Source organism: Myceligenerans xiligouense (assembly GCF_003814695.1).
Lineage (GTDB): Bacteria > Actinomycetota > Actinomycetes > Actinomycetales > Cellulomonadaceae > Myceligenerans > Myceligenerans xiligouense.
In genome coordinates this window covers 2,168,748-2,186,195 of sequence record NZ_RKQZ01000001.1, presented here as the reverse complement: position 1 = coordinate 2,186,195, position 17,448 = coordinate 2,168,748, and the positions used below count along the sequence as shown (strand labels likewise).

Below are 17,448 nucleotides of genomic sequence, written 5' to 3'. Positions count from 1 at the left end.
CCTGAGTGGTTTGTCGCGCGTTTACCGGATCTCCGCGAGTCGCCCGGGGACACGCCACGACGCGCGAGAAACTCGCTGCCCATGGTGGCGCTTCGACGGGAAACTGTCGCCTTTTTGCTGTTTCGTGTCGCGGTGTCCGGTTCACCGTGCCACGATCAATGGCATGCGCGCAGGGCAGGCTCCGGGAAGCGCGTCCGACACCAGCGAGCACCACGACGTGGCACTGACCTGGGAGGTCGGTATCGACGTCGGCGGGACCGGATCACGGTTGCGCGGTGCGCCGAGAGGGCCGGGCGCCGGATCGATCGAGCCCGTCGACATCACCGGCGACCCCGTGCGCGTCGTGTCGCGCAGGTCCGACGCGCCCGACGTCCTCCGCGACCTGTGCCGCCGGTTCACGGAGCAGGCCGGGCCGGGTACGACGACGGCGGCCGCCGCCGTCGGGATGCGCGGCCTGCGGTCCATGACGCTCTCGCGCACGCTCAACCCCTACCACGTGCACGACGCGCTCAGCGAGACGCTCGGCACCGGCCGGACCGCCGTCGCGAGCGACACGATCACCGCCCACCTCGGCGCGCTGCGGGGGCGCGGCGGCGCCACGCTCAACGTCGGCTCGGGAGCGGTCGCGATCGGCGACGACGACCTGGGTCGCCTGCACATCGCCGATGGGCTCGGCCCGCTGATCGGCGACAACGGCGGCGGGTCGTGGATCGGCGAGGAAGGGCTGCGGGCGGCGGCCCGAGCCAGCTACCACGACACGCGCGGCTCGAAGCGGCTGCTCGACGAGGCGACCGCGACGCTCGGCCCCCCGGAGACCTGGGAGTCCCAGCTGCGCGACGCGCCCGACCGGGTGCGGGTCCTGGCCGAGTTCGCGCCCGCGGTGGTGCGCGCCGCGGCCGACGGCGACGTCGTCTGCCAGACGATCCTGGCCGGCTCCGTCCAGCTCCTCACCGACTGCCTCGCGGCGGTCCTCGGCAGGCCCGGGGTGCGGCAGGTCGCCGCGACCACCGGCCGCCTCATGGCGGTGGGCTCGCCGCTGCGGGACGCCGTGCACGGCCTCATGCCGGTCAAGCGGGTCGGCGTCGAGCTCGTCGACGCCGCCGGAAGCCCGCTCGACGGCGCGCTGCTGCTCGCGCGGCGCCTCGTGGAGGACCCCGAGTTCCCGTCCTACCGGCCGCTGCTGACGGTGCGGACGGCGGAGCGGCTCGCCCCGCTCAGCGCTTCGGCCTGTCCGTGACCCACAGGTGGATGGTGCCCTCGGCGACCACGGTGCCGTCGTCGCGGCGGGCCGTGACCGTGACGGGGACGTCCGGGGAGCCGGCCAGCCAGTGCGCCGGGTCCGACTCGGCCGTGCACGTGATGTCCGACGTCGACTTCGCCGTGTACGCGACCTCCATGCCCTTGGGCAGCCACCGCTTGGAGTCCGGCACGGTGGCCTCGGCCATCGCGCCCATCGCGGCCTCCAGCCCGTTGCACACGGCGATCGCGTGCACGGTGCCGATGTGGTTCAGCACGCCGCGCCGCTTGCGGATCACCAGCTCGCCGAATCCCGGCCGCACCTCCGTGAACCGGGGCCGGATCGTCCGGAAGTACGGCACCTTGAGGCCGTAGCCGATCCCGAAGATCCGCTTGCCGAGCGGCCTGCCGGCCAGCTTCTGCCACATCGTGTACACCTCTGTCACGAGGCGGACTCTACCGTGATTGCGGGCGGAGTCAGTAAGGGGCCGTCGTCAGGATTCCGGCGCGAGGTCCAGGACGGTGGCGTCGTAGGCCCGCACGAGATCGTCCGCGCGGACACGCACCGCGTGATCGGGACTGCCCGAGCCGAGCACGATGTCGTGCCCGAGGATGCGGCGGTCCGCCAGCACCGGGAAGGCGGTGCCGGCCCCGAGCGGGGTGATGGTTCCCACGCGGTACCCGGTCGCCTCGTAGGCCTCCTCCGCGCTGGGCAGCCGCACGCGGTTCACGCCCAGCGCCGCGCGCAGCTTCGGCCAGGAGAACCGCTCCTCCAGCGGCACCAGCACGAAGACGAACCCCTCCCGCTGGTGCAGCACGATCGTCTTGACGGGGACGAGCCCGTCCGTGCCGGTCCCCCCGTCCGGATCAGCTCGGCGGGGGCGCAGCGTCACGTCCAGCCCGCGAGCCGCGGCGTCCGCCAGGGCGGGCTCGGGAGGCGTCGTGGAAGTCATCCGGCGGGGCCTTTCTCGACGGCGGGCAGGGGGGACGGAGCGTCGTCCCGGGGACCGGGCACCCCCGCGAGCCCGAGCACCGCGCACTGCTGGACACGGCCCGAGGGACGTGTCAGCCTGCCCGCATGGAATCGCGTACGACGTCGAGGCAACGCCGGCTCTGGGAACGCGCCGCGCCCGGCTACGACCGCAGCATGGTCTGGTTCGAGCGTAACCTGCTGCGGGACGGCCGCGGCTGGCTCGGCGAGCGCACCCGCGGGAACGTGCTCCTGGTCGCCGTCGGCACCGGCCGCGACCTGCCGTACCTGCACGACGACGTGACCTCGGTGACGGGCATCGACCTCAGCCCGCCCATGCTGGACCAGGCCCGGCGCCGCGCGGCCGCGCTCGGCCGCGACGCCGACCTGCGCGAGGGCGATGCCGAGAACCTTCCGTTCGGCGACGCGTCGTTCGACACCGTGACCTGTGTGCTCTCGCTCTGCACCATCCCGCGCCCGGAGGTGGCGCTGGCCGAGGCGAAGCGCGTCCTGAAACCCGGCGGGCGCCTGCTGCTCCTGGACCACATCGGCAGCACCTGGCCGCCGGTCCGCCTGGGCCAGTGGCTCGTCGAGGCGATCACGGTCCCGAGCTCGGGCGAGCACTTCACCCGCCGCCAGCTCGGCACGGTGCGCGACCTCGGTCTCGAGGTCGTGGAGAGGGACCGCTACGGGATGGGGATGGTCGAGCGGGTGCACGCGGTCAAGCCCTGACCGTCTCCAGCACGCCCGCGCCGTACTTGGCGAGCTTGCTCTCGCCGACGCCGCTGATCCCACCGAGCTCCTCCAGGCTCGCCGGGCGGGCCGCGGCGACGGCCCGCAGGGTCGCGTCGTGGAAGACGACGTACGCCGGCACGCCCTGTTCCTTCGCGACACCGGCCCGCCAGGCACGGAGCCGCTCGAACAACCCGGTGTCCTCGGCGGACAGCTCGAGGTCCGGCGCCGGCTTCTTCTTCGCCTTCGCCGCCGCCCGTGCCCGGGTCCGCTCGGGGTCCCGCCGCAGCCGCACCTCACGCCGTCGTCCCAGCACGTCCGCGCTGCCGTCGGTGAGCAGCAGCGTGCCGTGGTTCCCCTCCACGGTGAGCAGGCCCTGCGCCAGGAGCTGGCGCACCACGGTGCGCCACTCCCCCTCGCCCAGGTCCTCGCCGACGCCGAACACGGTGAGGCTGTCGTGCCCCCACTGGTTCACCTTGGGCGTGGCCTTGCCCCGCAGGATGTCCACCACGTGCCCGACGCCGAACCGCTGGTTGCGCTCCCGGTCCAGCCGGTACACGGCCGAGAGGAACTTCTGGGCGGCGACCGTCCCGTCCCAGGACTCGGGCGGGGCGAGGCAGGTGTCGCAGTTGCCGCACGGCTCCGCCGCCTGCCCGAAGTAGTTCAGGAGCTGCACGCGGCGGCACTCGACGGTCTCGCACAGCGCGAGCATCGCGTCGAGGTGGGTCCCGAGGCGGCGGCGGTGCGCGGCGTCGCCGTCGGAACCGGCGATCATCTTGCGCTGCTGGACGACGTCGGACAGCCCGTACGCGAGCCACGCCGTCGACGCCAACCCGTCACGGCCCGCGCGTCCGGTCTCCTGGTAGTAGCCCTCGACCGACTTGGGCAGGTCGAGGTGGGCGACGAAACGGACGTCGGGCTTGTCGATGCCCATCCCGAACGCGATCGTGGCGACGATGACGAGGCCGTCCTCGCGGAGGAACGCCGCCTGGTTACGCGCCCGGACCTCCGCCGGCAGACCGGCGTGGTACGGCAGGGCGCGGATGCCCTGTGCCGTGAGGAACTCGGCGGTCTCCTCCACCGAGGCGCGCGACAGGCAGTAGACGATCCCGGCGTCGCCCGCGTGCTCCGTGCGCAGCAGGTCGAGGAGCTGCCGCTTCGCGCCGTCCTTCGGCACGATGCGGTACTGGATGTTGGGCCGGTCGAAGCTCGCGACGAAGTGCCGCGCGCCCGTGAGGTCGAGGCGCGTGGCGATCTCCTCGCGGGTGGCCTGCGTGGCGGTCGCGGTGAGGGCGATGCGGGGCACGTCGGGCCAGCGCTCGTGCAGGCGGGAGAGTTCCAGGTAGTCGGGCCGGAAGTCGTGGCCCCACTGCGAGACGCAGTGCGCCTCGTCGATCGCGAACAACGCGATCTCGCCCCGCTCCAGGAGCCGCACGGTCGCGTCGAGGCGGAGCCGTTCCGGGGCGAGGTACAGCAGATCGAGCTCCCCGTCCGTGTACGCGCGCTCGACGGCGCGGCGCGAGGCGGCGTCCTGCGTGGAGTTGAGGAACCCGGCCCGCACCCCGAGCGCGTCGAGCGCGTCCACCTGGTCCTGCATCAGCGCGATCAGTGGCGAGACGACCACGCCCGTCCCCCGGCGCACCAGCGACGGGATCTGGTAGCACAACGACTTCCCGCCACCCGTGGGCATCAGCACGAGCGCGTCCCCGCCGGCGACCACGGTGTCGACGATCTCCCGCTGCCCCGGGCGGAACTCCGCGTAGCCGAACACCCTGCGCAGGGTGTCGAGGGCGGGATCGACGGCGGTATCGGGAGAGGTAGCGGCGTCGGCGAGAGTCACGGCGGCCAGTCTAGGAACCATGGCCGACACGGGTCGCCCCGGCCGCGCGAACCTGTGGACGACCGCGCCAGGGACGCGGCCCGGGAAAGGGGGGCATCATCGGATGATGACCGCCGACGAGACCCCCGATCCGGATCGCCCCCGCCCGATCAGGCAGGAGACTCCCGCCCAGCGCGCCGACCGCAACTGGGTCGAACTGCTCCAGGAACTGCGTGTCCTGCAGACCGGCGTGCAGGTGCTCACCGGCTTCCTGCTGATCCTGCCGTTCCAGGCGGAGTTCGAGAGCCTGGACACCTACCAGCGCACCGTCTACCTGACCCTGCTCGTCACGTCGGTGCTGGCCACGACGCTGCTCACGGCACCGGTCTCCCTGCACCGCGCGCTGTTCCAGCGCCATCTCAAGATCCCCGTCGTCGGTACGGGCGACCGCCTGGCGCGGGCCGCGCTCGCGGCGCTCGGCCTGACCCTGACCGGGACCGTCCTGTTCGTGTTCGACGTGGTCGTCGGCCGGGTGTCCGGGGTCGTCGCCGGTGGTGCCGTGCTCGTCGTGATCGTCGCGCTCTGGGTCCTCGTCCCGGCGTGGCTGCGCCGGCGCGCCGACCCGGTGACGTGACCGCGGGCGCTGCCCGCCACCGGCGCTCCGTTACCGTGTCCCTTGTGACCGAGACGAGCCCGCAGACCGGCCCCGCGCTCTCCGTACGGGCCGCCACCCTGGCCGACGTCGAACCCCTGGTCGGTCTCGTGACCGCCGCCTACCGCGGCGACGCCAGCCGCGCGGGGTGGACCACCGAGGCCGACCTGCTCGACGGAGCCCGGATCGATCCCGCCCTCCTGCGCGCGGACATCACGCGCCCCCACAGCAAGGTGCTCGTCGTGGACGACACCGTGAGGGACGCCGCGGGCGGGTCCGTGCTGGCGTGCGCGCACGTCGCGGTCGAGGACGGCGCCGGGTACTTCGGGATGTTCGCGGTGCGGCCCGACCGGCAGGGTGGCGGCGTCGGCCGGGCGCTGCTCGCCGAGTCCGAGCGGGTGGTCCGCGACGAGTGGGGTCAGGCGCTCCTGCGGATGAGCGTCATCGACGCCCGCGCGGACCTGATCGCCTGGTACGTCCGCCGCGGCTACGTCCGCACGGGGCGTCTCAAGCCGTTCCCCTACGGCGACGAGCGCTTCGGTGTCCCCCAGCGGGACGACCTCAGGTTCGAGGTCCTGGAGAAGCGCCTCTGACGCCCCGGTCTCAGCGGCGGCGCTTCTCGCGGACCCGGACCGAGATGTTGATCGGGGTGCCCTCGAAGCCGAACGTCTCCCGCAGCCGGCGCTCGATGAACCGGCGGTACTGCGCCTCCACGAACCCCGTGGCGAAGATGACGAACCGCGGCGGGCGGGTGGAGGCCTGCGTGGCGAACAGGATGCGGGGCTGCTTCCCGCCCCGCAGGGGGTGCGGGTGCGCGGCGACGAGCTCGCCGAGGAACGCGTTCAGCCGGCCGGTCGGGATGCGCATGTCCCAGCTCGACAGCGCCTGCTCCAGCGCGGGGACCAGCTTCTCCGTGTGCCAGCCGGTCGCCGCCGACACGTTGACGCGCGGCGCCCAGGCCACCTGGCCGAGGTCCTTCTCGATCTCCCGCTCCAGGAACGGCCGACGGTCCTCGTCCATGAGGTCCCACTTGTTGTACGCCAGGACCAGCGCCCGCCCGGAGTCCACCACCTGCGACAGGATCCGCTGGTCCTGCTCGGTGAGCGGCTCGGAGGCGTCCAGCAGCACGACGGCTACCTCCGCCTTGTCGATCGCGGCCGCCGTGCGCAGGCCGGCGTAGAAGTCGGCGCCCTTGGTCAGATGCTGGCGGCGCCGGATGCCGGCGGTGTCCACGAACCAGTACGGCACGCCCTTGATCTCGATGAGCTCGTCGACCGGGTCGCGCGTCGTGCCGGCGATGTCGTGCACCACCACGCGGTCCTCGCGGGCGATCTTGTTCAGCAGCGACGACTTGCCCACGTTGGGCCGCCCCACGAGCGCCACCCGCCGCGGGCCGGCCGGCCGCGCCTCGCCGTGCTCCGACACCTCGGGCAGCGCGGCCATCGCGGCGTCGAGCAGGTCGCCCGTGCCCCGCCCGTGCAGGCCGGACACCGGGTGCGGCTCCCCCAGCCCGAGCGCCCACAGGTAGGCCGCGTCGGCCTCGCCCGCGGCGCCGTCCACCTTGTTGGCGCACAGCACCACCGGCTTGCCGGACCGCCGCAGCATCTCGACGACGCGCTCGTCCGTCGACGTCGCGCCCACCTGGGCGTCCACCACGAACAGGACCGCGTCGGCGAGCGACACCGCGACCTCGGCCTGCGACGCCACCTTCTCCTCGATCCCGGCGACGTCGACCTCCCAGCCGCCGGTGTCCACGAGCGTGAACCGGCGCCCGGCCCACTCCGCCGGGTACGACACGCGGTCCCGCGTGACGCCGGGCTGGTCCTCGACCACTGCCTCGCGCCGCCCCAGGATCCGGTTCACCAGCGTGGACTTGCCGACGTTCGGCCGGCCGACCACCGCCAGCACCGGCAGGATCTCCTCCGGTTCGGGCTCCTCGTCGGCCCACTCGGTGTCGAGGAGCGCCGCGTCCTCCTCGTCGAGCTCGAACTCCTCGAGCCCGGCCCGCAGCGCGCGCTCGCGCGCGACGTCGTCCTCGGTCTCCGTGAGCTCCGGAGTACCGGGGACGACGCCGGGCGTGGTGGCGTCGTCGGGCTCGCCGGCCTCGTGCGGGTGTTCGGCCAGGCGCAGGTCGTCGGTCATTCGCTCATTCTCTCAGGAGTGGAAACGGGCGCGGACCGCAGACCGGTGACCTCGGCGACCACCGCGAGCACGGCCTCCACGGTCTGTTCGAGGTCCAGGTCCGAGGAGTCCACCGTCACGACGCCGTCGGCCGCGACCACGAACTGCGAGACCGTCGAGTCGTCCCGGTCCCGCCGCAGCACCTGGTCCTTCGTCGCCTCGACGGCCGTCGCGTCGGCCGCCCCGTGCACGTCCAGGGCGCGGCGCCGCAGCCGCGCCTCCTCGCTCGCGGTCAGCAGGATCCGGACGTCCGCGTCGGGCGCCACCACCGTGGTGATGTCCCGGCCCTCCGCGAGGATCCCGCGCCCCCCGGAGAAGCCGCCGGCGCGTTCGGCGTCGATCGCCGCGCGCTGTCGCCGCTTCAGCTCGGCCCGCACGTCGAGGTTCGTCGCCACCGTCGAGACGGCCTCGGAGACCGCCGTCGTCCGGATCTCCCGCGCGACGTCACACCCGTCGAGCGTCACGCCCGGAGCGCCGGGGTCCACCCCCATCTCCAGGGGCATCGCGGCGACGTCCGCGGCCACCGCCGCGACGTCGGACAGGTCGGTGCCGCGGCGCGTGCTCCACACGGTCGCGGCCCGGTACATGGCGCCCGTGTCCAGGTACGCCAGGCCGAGCCGGGCGGCGACGGCCTTCGACACGCTCGACTTGCCCGACCCGGACGGACCGTCCACGGCGATGACGACCGGAACGGGGGTGGGGGTGCTCACAGGGGTGGTCTCCTTCTGCTCCATCTGGTCCTCGCGACGTTCGGCTCGGGCCGTCACATCTCCACGTCCGACATCAGCTGCCCGAGCTCGACCCGGCCCAGCACGCGGGTGCGCCCCGGCTTCAGGTCCCCGAGCCGGATCGGTCCGATCCGCGTGCGCACGAGCCGTACCACCGGCCGCTCCACCGCTTCGAACATCCGCCGCACGATCCGGTTGCGGCCCTCGTGCAGCACCACCTCGAGCAGCGTCGCGTCCGGGACCTCCTGCAGGATCTTGACCGAGTCGACGCGCGCCGGACCGTCGTCGAGCTCGACGCCGCGCGTCAGCTCCTTGACGATCCGCGGGTAGACCGGGCCGCCCTCGACGGTCACCACGTACGTCTTCGGGATCTCGTACCGGGGGTGCGACAGCCGGTTCGCCAGCTCGCCGTCGTTCGTGAGCAGCAGCAGCCCTTCGCTGTCCGCGTCCAGGCGGCCGACGTGGAACAGGCGCTCCTCGCGGTTCCTGATCAGCTCGGCCACGGTCGGGCGGCCCTGCGGGTCGTGCATGGTGGACACCACGCCGTGCGGCTTGTGCAGCGCGAGCGTGACCTTGTCCTGGTCGAGCTGCACGCGCAGACCGTCCACGTGGATGACCGCGGTGGCGGGGTCGACCCGCACCCCGAGCTCGGTCACCAGCGTGCCGTCGACCTCCACGTGCCCGCGGTCGATCAGCTCCTCGCACGCGCGCCGCGAGCCGAAGCCCGCCTGGGCGAGCACCTTCTGCAGCCGGACGCCGTCCGCGACGTGCACGTCGCGCGGCGGCTCGGAGGCCGGGGGACGACGGCGGCCGGCTGCGGGCCGGTCCTGGGCGCCCGGCTGGCGGCGGCCCTGCGAGCGCCCCTGTCCGGCGCGGTTGGCGGCGGCACGGTTCTGGTTGTTGCGGCGGCTCCCGCCGCGGCTGTGCTGGTTCATCGTTCCTTCGGTGTACGTGCTCGGTGACCGCTCCTGCTGACCGGTCTCTGTTCGGCGGTGGTGCCCGGCCGGCATCTCCCGTGCGGCTGGCTCAGTCCAGGCCTTCGAGCGTGTCCAGGTCCGGGAGATGCGGGGCGAGCGGGGGCAGCTCGTCGAGCGAGTCGTAGCCCATCCGCTCCAGGAAGTATCCCGTGGTTCCGAACAGGACCGCACCCGTGGCCGGGTCCTGCTCGATCTCGGCGATGAGGCCGCGGGTGAGCAGCGTCCGCACCACGCCGTCGACGTTGACCCCGCGCACCGCGCTGACCTGGCCTCGGGTGACCGGCTGCCGGTAGGCGATCACGGCGAGCGTCTCCAGCGCGGCCTGGCTGAGCTTGGCGGTCTGCCCGTCGAGCACGAACCGGCCCACGACGTCGCCGTGCGCGGTCGAGGAGTAGATCCGCCAGCCCTCGGCGCCGCGGCGCAGCTCGAACCCGCGCGGCCGGCCCCCGAGCTCGCCGCGGTACTCGTCGGAGATCTCCTCCAGCAGGTCCCGCACCTGCACGGACGGCAGGCCGAGCGTCGCGGCGAGCCGCTCCTCGGGTACGGGCGCGTCGGCGACCATGAGCACGGCCTCCAGGGCCGCGCGCGCCCCGCCGGGGAGTTCCTCGACGTCGACGAGGGGCAGTTCCTCGGGCACGGCTTCGCCCGTGCCGGCCGGGATCCCGGTGGTGGTCTCGGTCGTCTCCCGCACCTCGGTCATGTCGTCTCTCCCTGCGGCATGTCGTCCTCGTCGAACTCGCTGGGGCCGGCGGCGGGGTCGAGGTACGTGGCTCCGTCACTCGGCCCGGCCGCCCAGCGGATCGTGAGCTCGCCGAGCGACGCCACCTGCTCGAAGCTGACCAGGCGGTCCCGGAAAAGCTCCAGCAGCGCGAGGAACCGGGCCACGACCACGATCCGCTCGGCCCCCGCGGTGAGCGCGCGGAACGTCACCACGTGTTCGGCCCGCAGGCGGCGCACGATCGTGCCCGCCTCCTCCCGCACGCTCACCGCCGGCGCGTGCAGGTGGGTGAGGGACACCTCGGGCGGCGGCTTGGGCTGCAGGGCCTTCGCGGCCAGCGCCGCGAGCCGCTGCCCGTCCACGGTCCACCTGAGGTCGGGCAGGAGTGCCGTGAGGTGGGGTTCCAGCGGCGCCAGACGCGGCACACGACGGGCCGCGGTCGCCATCCGCTCGGCGAGCAGCGCCGAGATCTCCTTGTAGGCGCGGTACTGGAGCAGCCGGGCGAACAGCAGGTCGCGCGCCTCCAGCAGCTCCAGGTCCTCGAGGTCCTCCTCGACGACGCCGGGCAGCAGGCGGGCGGCCTTGATGTCGAGCAGGGTCGCGGCGACCACCAGGAACTCCGAGGCGACGCCCAGGTCCCAGGACGGGTGGTCGTCGCCGCGGTCGGCGGCCTCCCGGGCCGCCTCCTCGGCGGCCCGGATGTGCGCCACGAACTCGTCGGTCACGGCCGCGAGCGCCACCTCGGTGACGTCCATCTCGTGCTTGGTGATGAGGCTCAGCAGCAGGTCGAACGGGCCGGTGAAGTTGTCGAGGTGGACCTCGAAGCCGCCGGCGGAGCGCTTCGGGACGGGGCCGTCGCCGCGCGCGGCGTCGTCCTGGCGGCCGTCCGGCTCGGGGAGTGCATCGTCGCTGGAGGCCGCATCGCCGTCGGACAGGATGTCGCCGGGGGCCTCCAGGACGTCAGGCGGCGTGGCCACGGGCCACGAGCTCCCGGGCGAGCTGGCGATAGGCGGACGCGCCGGGGTGGCCGGGCGCGTAGGCGGTGATCGGCTCGGCGGCCACGGTCGCGTCGGGGAACTTCACGGTGCGGCCGATCACGGAGTGCAGCAGCGTGTCGCCGAAGGCCTCGTGCACCCGGGCCACGACCTCCCGGGAGTGGAGGGTGCGCGAGTCGTACATGGTGGGCAGGATACCGTCGATCTCCAGGGCCGGGTTCAGCCGGTCCCGCACCTTCTCGATGGTCTCGACCAGCAGCGCGACACCGCGCAGCGCGAAGAACTCGCACTCCAGCGGGATGAGCACGCCGTGGGCGGCGGTCAGCGCGTTGACGGTGAGCAGCCCGAGGGACGGCTGGCAGTCGATGAGGATCACGTCGTAGTCGTCGACGACGGGGCGCAGCGCCCGGGACAGCACGGACTCGCGCGCCACCTCGCCCACGAGCTGGACCTCGGCCGCGGACAGGTCGATGTTCGCCGGGAGCACGTCGAGGCCGTCGATCCCCGACTCGATCAGGGCGTCCTCCACGCGCACGCCACGCTCCATCAGCACGTTGTAGATGGTGACGTCGAGGTCGTGCGGGTTGACGCCGATCCCCACGGACGCCGCGCCCTGGGGGTCGAAGTCCACCAGCAGCACCCTGCGACCGTGCTCGGCCAGGCAGGCGCCCAGGTTGATGGTGGTGGTGGTCTTGCCGACGCCGCCCTTCTGGTTGCACATCGCGATGATGCGGGCCGGGCCGTGGCTCGTCAGCGGCGGGGGTTCCGGGAAGACCGGCATCACCCGCCCCACCACGTCCCGGGGGGCGTCGTCGGGCGGGGGCGGCTCGCCCGGGGCCGGACCGGCGTCGACCAGCGTGCCCGTCATCTCGCCCGCTCCCTCCCTGTGGCTGGGTGCCTCGCTCACGCCCGTCACGCTATACCAGGCTCATGCCCTGAACTCGCCGAAACCCCGGCGCGCCCGAGATTCCCCGTGCTTCCCGCGTGGGCAGCGGGGTCAGCGGGCCCGCGGGTGGCTCGCGGCGTAGACCTCGCGGAGGGCGTCCGGGGTGACCATGGTGTAGATCTGCGTGGTCGTCACCGAGGCGTGGCCGAGCAGCTCCTGCACCACGCGCACGTCCGCGCCTCCGGCCAGCAGGTGCGTGGCGAACGAGTGCCGCAGCGTGTGCGGCGAGACACCCTCCAGCCCGGCACGGCCGGCCGCGGCCTGCAGGGCGGCCCAGGCCGACTGGCGCGACATCCGCCCACCGCGTGTGTTGAGGAACAGGGCGGGCGAGCCGTGCAGGCGAGCCGCGGACGCCAGGTCCGGCCGGGCGCGCACCAGGTACGCCTCGACGGCCTCGCGGGCGAACGACCCGACCGGCACCACGCGCTCCTTGCCGCCCTTGCCGTGCAGGCGGACGACGGGCACCTCGCCGACGTCGTCCACGTCCAGGCCCACGATCTCCGAGATCCGCCCGCCCGTCGCGTACAGCAGCTCCAGCAGTGCGCGGTCGCGCAGCGGGACCGGGCCCTCGCCCGCTCCGGCCGCGTCCAGCAGGCGTGCCACGTCGTCCACGCTCAGGGCGTGCGGCAACCGGCGCATCCTGGTGGGCGCGTGCACCTCGGTGGTGGGGTCGCCGTCGGCCAGGCCCTCCGCGTGCGCGAACCGGTGCCAGCCGCGGACCGCGGCGAGGGCCCGGGCCGTGGACGACGCCGACAGCGCGGCACCGCCGTCGCTCCCCCGGCGGATCGCGTCGACGTGGGCGAGGACGTCGGCCTCGGTGACCTCGCCGAGCCGGGCCCGGCCCCGCCCCGTCAGATGGGTGACGTAGCGGGTGAGGTCGCGGGCGTAGGCGGCGACGGTGTTGGCCGACAGCCCGCGCTCGACCCGGAGGTGGGCGAGGTAGTCGCGGAGCGGCTCACCGAGCGCACCGTCGACCTCCGTCAGGCTGGGCACGGGCCCATCATGCCCCCGACCGCCCCGCCCACCACGACGGCACGCCGTGATGTGACCCGATCACGACGGGTTGATGTTGAACAGCTCCGCCCGGCTGCGGATGACCTGGGCCCGGGCCAGCCGGGGCTTGTCGGATCCGTCACGGATGACGCCGCCGGCGGCCTCGAACTCGGCCAGGAAGTCGACGGCCCAGGCGACGTCGGACGGGGACGGGCTGAAGCACTCGTTGATGACGGCGGGCTGCTCGAGGTCGAGGCAGAGCTTCCCGGTCATGCCGAGCGCGACGGCGTCGGCGGACTGCTCGCGCAGCAAGGCGTGGGCGGACCCGACGGTGGGACCGTCCACCGGGCCCGGCAGGCCGCCGATGCGGCTCGCGAGCACGAGCCGGGTGCGCGGGTACGCCATGGCGATGGGCTCGTTCGCGGCACCCGTGTCGCGCCGGTAGTCGCCCGAACCGAACGCGAGACGGAACGTGCCACGCGCGCGGGCGATGTTCACGGCCTCCTCGATGCCGAGCGCGGACTCCACCAGCGGGATGACGGGGACCTCGCCGCCGAGCCGCTGGGCGGTGTCGATAACGTCGTCGGCCGACTCGGTCTTGGCGAGCATGACGCCCGCGAGCCCCTCCACGTCGCGCAGCTGGGCGACGTCGTCGGCCCAGGCGGGCGACGTGCGGTCGTTGATCCGGACCCAGCCGGTCCCGCCGCCGTGCAGCCACTCGATCACGCGCGTCCGCGCCTCGTCCTTCAGGCTGTCGTCGATGGCGTCCTCGCAGTCGAGGAGGATCTGGTCGGCGCGGGAGAGCTGGGCGTCGTCGAACGCGTCGGCCCGCATCGCGGAGAGCAGCAGCCACGAGCGCGCGTAGTCGGGTGCGACGCGGGTCTTCTCGCGGACGGCGCGGCGGGCGGTGAGGTCTGTGGAGTCGGTCACGGTCACAGGGACGATGCTATGCCCGACGACCCCACGAGCGCGGACACCGTCGGGCACAAGACCTCGCCCGCCGGGTTGTCGGCGGGCCTGCCCGTCAGAACGGCAGGAACACGTCCACGGCGACCGCGAGGAACAGCACCGACAGGTAGGTGATCGACGCGTGGAAGACCTTCATCGCGCCGAGCGTCTTGCCCGCGGCACCCTGCTTGGCCCGGCGCAGCATGAGGACCGTGGACGCCAGGAACCAGGCGCCCAGGCCCGCGGCCACCACCGTGTACACCCAGGACATGTCGGCCAGCGGCACCAGCACCAGGGAGCAGGCGATCATGGCGAGCGTGTAGCCGACCATCTCGGCCGCGACGCGGCGGTCGTCCGACACGACGGGCAGCATCGGCACGTCGGCGGCGGCATAGTCCCGCTTGAACTTGATCGACAGCGGCCAGTAGTGCGGCGGGGTCCAGAAGAAGATCACACCGAACAGCGCGAGGGCGGACCAGCTCAGGCCACCCGTCACCGCCGCCCAGCCGATGAACACGGGCATGCAGCCCGCGATGCCGCCCCACACGATGTTCTGCGGCGTGCGGCGCTTGAGGATCATCGTGTAGCCCACCACGTAGATCGCGATCGCCGCCGCCGTCAGCCACGCCGCCGCGAAGTTCACCACCAGCGCGAACCAGGCCAGCGCCAGCCCGCACAGGACCCAGGAGAACACCAGGCCCGCACGCGGCGAGATCTCACCCGTCGCCAGAGGACGGCGCTTGGTCCGGTTCATCAGCCTGTCGATGTCCCGGTCCAGGCACATGTTGAACGCGTTCGCGCTCCCCGCCGCGAGCGCCCCGCCGGCCAGGGTCGCGAGCATCAGCCCGACCGACGGCCAGCCGCGCTCCGCCAGGATCATCGTGGGAATCGTGGTGACCAGGAGCAGCTCGATCACACGCGGCTTGGTCAGGGCGACGTAGGCGCCCGCCCGCCGCAGGAACCGGCCGCCGGGACGGCGGTCGTAGTTGGCGAGGCCCTCGCGGACGTCCCCGGCCTCGCCGGCCTCCGGGGCGTGGCCCGGCGACGGCGCCCCGGCCGTGGCGGCAGCCGCGCGATCGACGGACGACGCCGATGCGGTGTACGCGTTCCTGCTCACGAGATGGACGATCCGTTCGGACGAGGCGGACAGGGCCTGCTCATGGTACGCCGTGCGCCGGACCGCCCGCTCCCCTGCCACGCGGCCGGCGTGTGACCTTCGCCGCGCCGCCGCGAACGCGGGAAGCACAGCGACCGCGCGCGTGTTCAGCCCACAGGAGCACCCTGGGGAACCTCCCGGTGAACACTGCGCGGACACCACGGCGCGGGTGCCGGGTGCGGCTATAGGGTGAGTCGGTATTCATGGCGGCCGGTCACGACACCGCCGCACGTACGTACGACCCGCGCGGCTCCGCCGGCGGTGAGAAGAGGATTCGAGATGACGTTCGACCCCACCGTGTCCCCGCTCGACTGGTCGGAGCTCGACCAGCGCGCGGTGACGTCGATCAAGGCGCTCGCGGCCGATGCCGTGGAGAAGGTCGGCAACGGGCACCCCGGCACCGCGATCTCGCTGGCTCCCGCCGCCTACCTGCTGTTCCAGAAGACGATGCGGCATGACCCGGCCGATCCGGCATGGGTGGGCCGCGACCGGTTCGTGCTGAGCGCCGGCCACTCCTCCCTGACGATCTACCTCCAGCTCTTCCTGGCGGGTTACGGGCTGGAGATGGAGGACATCGCCGCGCTGCGTACCTGGGGCTCCAAGACGCCGGGCCACCCGGAGTACCGCCACACGGAGGGCGTGGAGATCACCACCGGCCCGCTCGGCCAGGGCCTGGCCTCGGCCGTCGGCATGGCGTTCGCGGCCCGCCGCGAGCGGGGCCTGCTCGACCCGGAGGCCGCGCCGGGGACGTCCCCGTTCGACCACCACGTGTACGTCATCGCCTCCGACGGCGACCTCCAGGAGGGTGTCACCAGCGAGGCCTCGTCCCTCGCGGGACACCAGCAGCTCGGCAACCTCGTGGTGATCTGGGACGACAACAAGATCTCGATCGAGGACGACACCGACATCGCGTTCACGGAGGACGTCCTGGCGCGCTACGCGGCCTACGGCTGGCACACCCAGAAGGTGGACTGGACCGCGGGGCCCGACGGGTACGCCGAGGACGTGGACGGCCTGGCGGCCGCTCTCGAGGCTGCCAAGGCGGAGACCGGCAAGCCGTCGATCATCGCGCTGCGCACCATCATCGGCTGGCCGTCGCCCGGCAAGCAGGGCACCGGCGGCATCCACGGCTCGAAGCTCGGTGGCGAGGAGCTGGCGGGCCTCAAGCGGGAGCTCGGGCTCGACCCCGAGCTGTCGTTCCACATCGACCCCGAGGTGCTCGCGCACACTCGCGCGGTCGCGGACCACCAGGCGGCGGAGCGCAAGGCGTGGGAGGAGGCGTACACCTCCTGGCGTGCGGCCAACTCCGAGGGCGCCGCCCTCCTGGACCGCCTCACCAAGCGCGAGCTCCCCGAGGGCTGGACCGACGCCCTGCCCGAGTTCGGCGCGGACACCGAGAAGGGCCTGGCGACCCGCGCGGCGTCCGGCAAGGTCCTCTCCGCGCTCAAGGACGTCCTGCCCGAGCTGTGGGGCGGCTCCGCCGACCTCGCCGGCTCCAACAACACGACGATGGACGGCGCCTCGTCGTTCGTCCCGCCCGAGCACGCCACGAAGAAGTTCCCCGGCGACCAGTACGGCCGCACGCTGCACTTCGGCATCCGCGAGCACGGCATGGGCGCCATCCTCAACGGCATCGTGCTGCACGGGCTGACCCGCCCCTACGGCGGCACGTTCCTCCAGTTCGCGGACTACATGCGCGCGTCGGTCCGCCTGTCGGCCCTCATGGAGATCCCGACGACGTTCGTGTGGACGCACGACTCGATCGGCCTCGGCGAGGACGGCCCCACCCACCAGCCGGTCGAGCACCTCGCGGCGCTGCGCGCCATCCCGAACCTCGACATCGTGCGCCCGGCCGACGCCAACGAGACCGCCTGGGCCTGGCGCGGCATCCTGGAGAACACCCAGAACCCGGCCGGCATCGTGCTCACCCGCCAGAACGTGCCGACGTTCCCGCGCGGCACCGACGGTTTCGCCGGCGCCGAGGCCACCCTCAAGGGCGGCTACACCCTGCTGGACACCGAGGGCACCCCCGACGTGATCCTCATCGGCACCGGCTCCGAGGTGCAGCTCGCGGTGCGGGCGCGCGAGCTCCTCGCCGCGGACGGCGTGCGGGCGCGCGTCGTGTCGATGCCGTCGGTGGAGTGGTTCGCCAGGCAGGACGAGGCGTACCGCGAGCAGGTGCTCCCGGCCGCCGTGAAGGCGCGCGTGTCGGTCGAGGCCGGTATCGCGCAGGGCTGGCGCGAGCTCGTGGGCGACGCCGGTCGCAGCGTCTCGCTCGAGCACTACGGCGCCTCGGCGGACTACCAGAAGCTCTTCACGGAGTACGGCATCACGGCCGAGGCCGTGGCCCAGGCCGCGACGGACTCGATCGCCGCGGCGAGGGCCTGAGCCGCCCGG

Annotated in this window: 17 protein-coding genes; 5 read left to right on the top strand and 12 right to left on the bottom strand. The window is 73.3% G+C overall.

The features are described from left to right. The first annotated feature begins 163 nt into the window (after nt 1–163). Complete coding sequence (locus EDD34_RS09375) at nt 164–1,237, top strand: N-acetylglucosamine kinase (RefSeq protein WP_123814324.1); 1,074 nt, start codon at nt 164–166, stop codon at nt 1,235–1,237. Here the strand turns inward: EDD34_RS09375 and EDD34_RS09370 are convergent. Together EDD34_RS09370 and EDD34_RS09365 are read right to left on the bottom strand one after the other, a co-directional pair. Continuing rightward, nucleotides 1,215–1,682 (bottom strand): hotdog fold domain-containing protein, encoded by a 468-nt coding sequence (locus EDD34_RS09370; RefSeq protein WP_211341536.1) that lies wholly within the window; start codon nt 1,680–1,682, stop codon nt 1,215–1,217. The genes EDD34_RS09375 and EDD34_RS09370 overlap by 23 nt on opposite strands. A gap of 48 nt (nt 1,683–1,730) precedes the next feature. After that, nucleotides 1,731–2,189, bottom strand: a complete 459-nt coding sequence (locus EDD34_RS09365) for an aminoacyl-tRNA deacylase (protein WP_123814323.1) — start codon at nt 2,187–2,189, stop codon at nt 1,731–1,733. A gap of 125 nt (nt 2,190–2,314) precedes the next feature. Here EDD34_RS09365 and EDD34_RS09360 point away from each other — a divergent pair, with 125 nt between their 5' ends. After that, a complete protein-coding gene (locus tag EDD34_RS09360; protein WP_123814322.1) occupies nt 2,315–2,938 on the top strand; it encodes a class I SAM-dependent methyltransferase in 624 nt (207 codons plus the stop codon). Here the strand turns inward: EDD34_RS09360 and recQ are convergent. Then, nucleotides 2,928–4,799 carry a DNA helicase RecQ gene (recQ, locus tag EDD34_RS09355; RefSeq protein ID WP_123814321.1) on the bottom strand — a complete coding sequence of 624 codons (1,872 nt, stop codon included), beginning with the start codon at nt 4,797–4,799 and terminating at the stop codon, nt 2,928–2,930. The two genes, EDD34_RS09360 and recQ, sit on opposite strands and share 11 nt — an antisense overlap. 85 nt (nt 4,800–4,884) lie before the next feature. Here recQ and EDD34_RS09350 point away from each other — a divergent pair, with 85 nt between their 5' ends. Together EDD34_RS09350 and EDD34_RS09345 are read left to right on the top strand one after the other, a co-directional pair. Further along, nucleotides 4,885–5,391, top strand: a complete 507-nt coding sequence (locus EDD34_RS09350) for a DUF6328 family protein (protein ID WP_123814320.1) — start codon at nt 4,885–4,887, stop codon at nt 5,389–5,391. Between the two features lie 44 nt (nt 5,392–5,435). Further along, on the top strand, nt 5,436–6,002 hold the full coding sequence (locus EDD34_RS09345) for a GNAT family N-acetyltransferase (RefSeq protein ID WP_123814319.1): 567 nt from the start codon (nt 5,436–5,438) through the stop codon (nt 6,000–6,002). 10 nt (nt 6,003–6,012) lie between these two features. Here EDD34_RS09345 and der read toward each other — a convergent pair whose 3' ends face one another. The 9 genes from der to EDD34_RS09300 form a co-directional block, all read right to left on the bottom strand. Further along, on the bottom strand, nt 6,013–7,551 hold the full coding sequence (der, locus tag EDD34_RS09340; RefSeq protein ID WP_123814318.1) for a ribosome biogenesis GTPase Der: 1,539 nt from the start codon (nt 7,549–7,551) through the stop codon (nt 6,013–6,015). Beyond that, a complete protein-coding gene (gene cmk, locus EDD34_RS09335; protein ID WP_123816438.1) occupies nt 7,548–8,324 on the bottom strand; it encodes a (d)CMP kinase in 777 nt (258 codons plus the stop codon). The genes der and cmk overlap by 4 nt, the downstream gene beginning before the upstream one ends. A 29-nt stretch (nt 8,325–8,353) precedes the next feature. Beyond that, on the bottom strand, nt 8,354–9,253 hold the full coding sequence (locus EDD34_RS09330; RefSeq protein ID WP_123814317.1) for a pseudouridine synthase: 900 nt from the start codon (nt 9,251–9,253) through the stop codon (nt 8,354–8,356). Nucleotides 9,254–9,344: 91 nt separating this feature from the next. Beyond that, the gene (gene scpB / locus EDD34_RS09325) at nt 9,345–9,995 is read right to left on the bottom strand and encodes an SMC-Scp complex subunit ScpB (RefSeq protein ID WP_123814316.1); all 651 of its coding nucleotides are present in this window, start codon (nt 9,993–9,995) and stop codon (nt 9,345–9,347) included. Then, nucleotides 9,992–10,990, bottom strand: a complete 999-nt coding sequence (locus tag EDD34_RS09320) for a segregation and condensation protein A (protein ID WP_123814315.1) — start codon at nt 10,988–10,990, stop codon at nt 9,992–9,994. The genes scpB and EDD34_RS09320 overlap by 4 nt, the downstream gene beginning before the upstream one ends. Further along, on the bottom strand, nt 10,974–11,876 hold the full coding sequence (locus tag EDD34_RS09315; protein WP_425462377.1) for a ParA family protein: 903 nt from the start codon (nt 11,874–11,876) through the stop codon (nt 10,974–10,976). Before EDD34_RS09315 ends, EDD34_RS09320 begins: the two co-directional genes overlap by 17 nt. A 129-nt stretch (nt 11,877–12,005) precedes the next feature. Next, nucleotides 12,006–12,947, bottom strand: coding sequence for a site-specific tyrosine recombinase XerD (locus EDD34_RS09310; protein WP_246012273.1), 942 nt, complete (start codon nt 12,945–12,947; stop codon nt 12,006–12,008). A 60-nt stretch (nt 12,948–13,007) separates the two neighbouring features. Beyond that, entirely contained in the window at nt 13,008–13,883 is an 876-nt protein-coding gene (locus tag EDD34_RS09305) for an HpcH/HpaI aldolase/citrate lyase family protein (protein ID WP_425462350.1), read from the bottom strand. A gap of 88 nt (nt 13,884–13,971) precedes the next feature. Next, nucleotides 13,972–14,853, bottom strand: coding sequence for a heme o synthase (locus tag EDD34_RS09300; protein WP_246012655.1), 882 nt, complete (start codon nt 14,851–14,853; stop codon nt 13,972–13,974). Between the two features lie 477 nt (nt 14,854–15,330). Between EDD34_RS09300 and tkt the strand changes: the two genes are divergently transcribed. Beyond that, entirely contained in the window at nt 15,331–17,439 is a 2,109-nt protein-coding gene (gene tkt, locus EDD34_RS09295; protein WP_123814312.1) for a transketolase, read from the top strand. Nucleotides 17,440–17,448 lie beyond the last annotated feature (9 nt).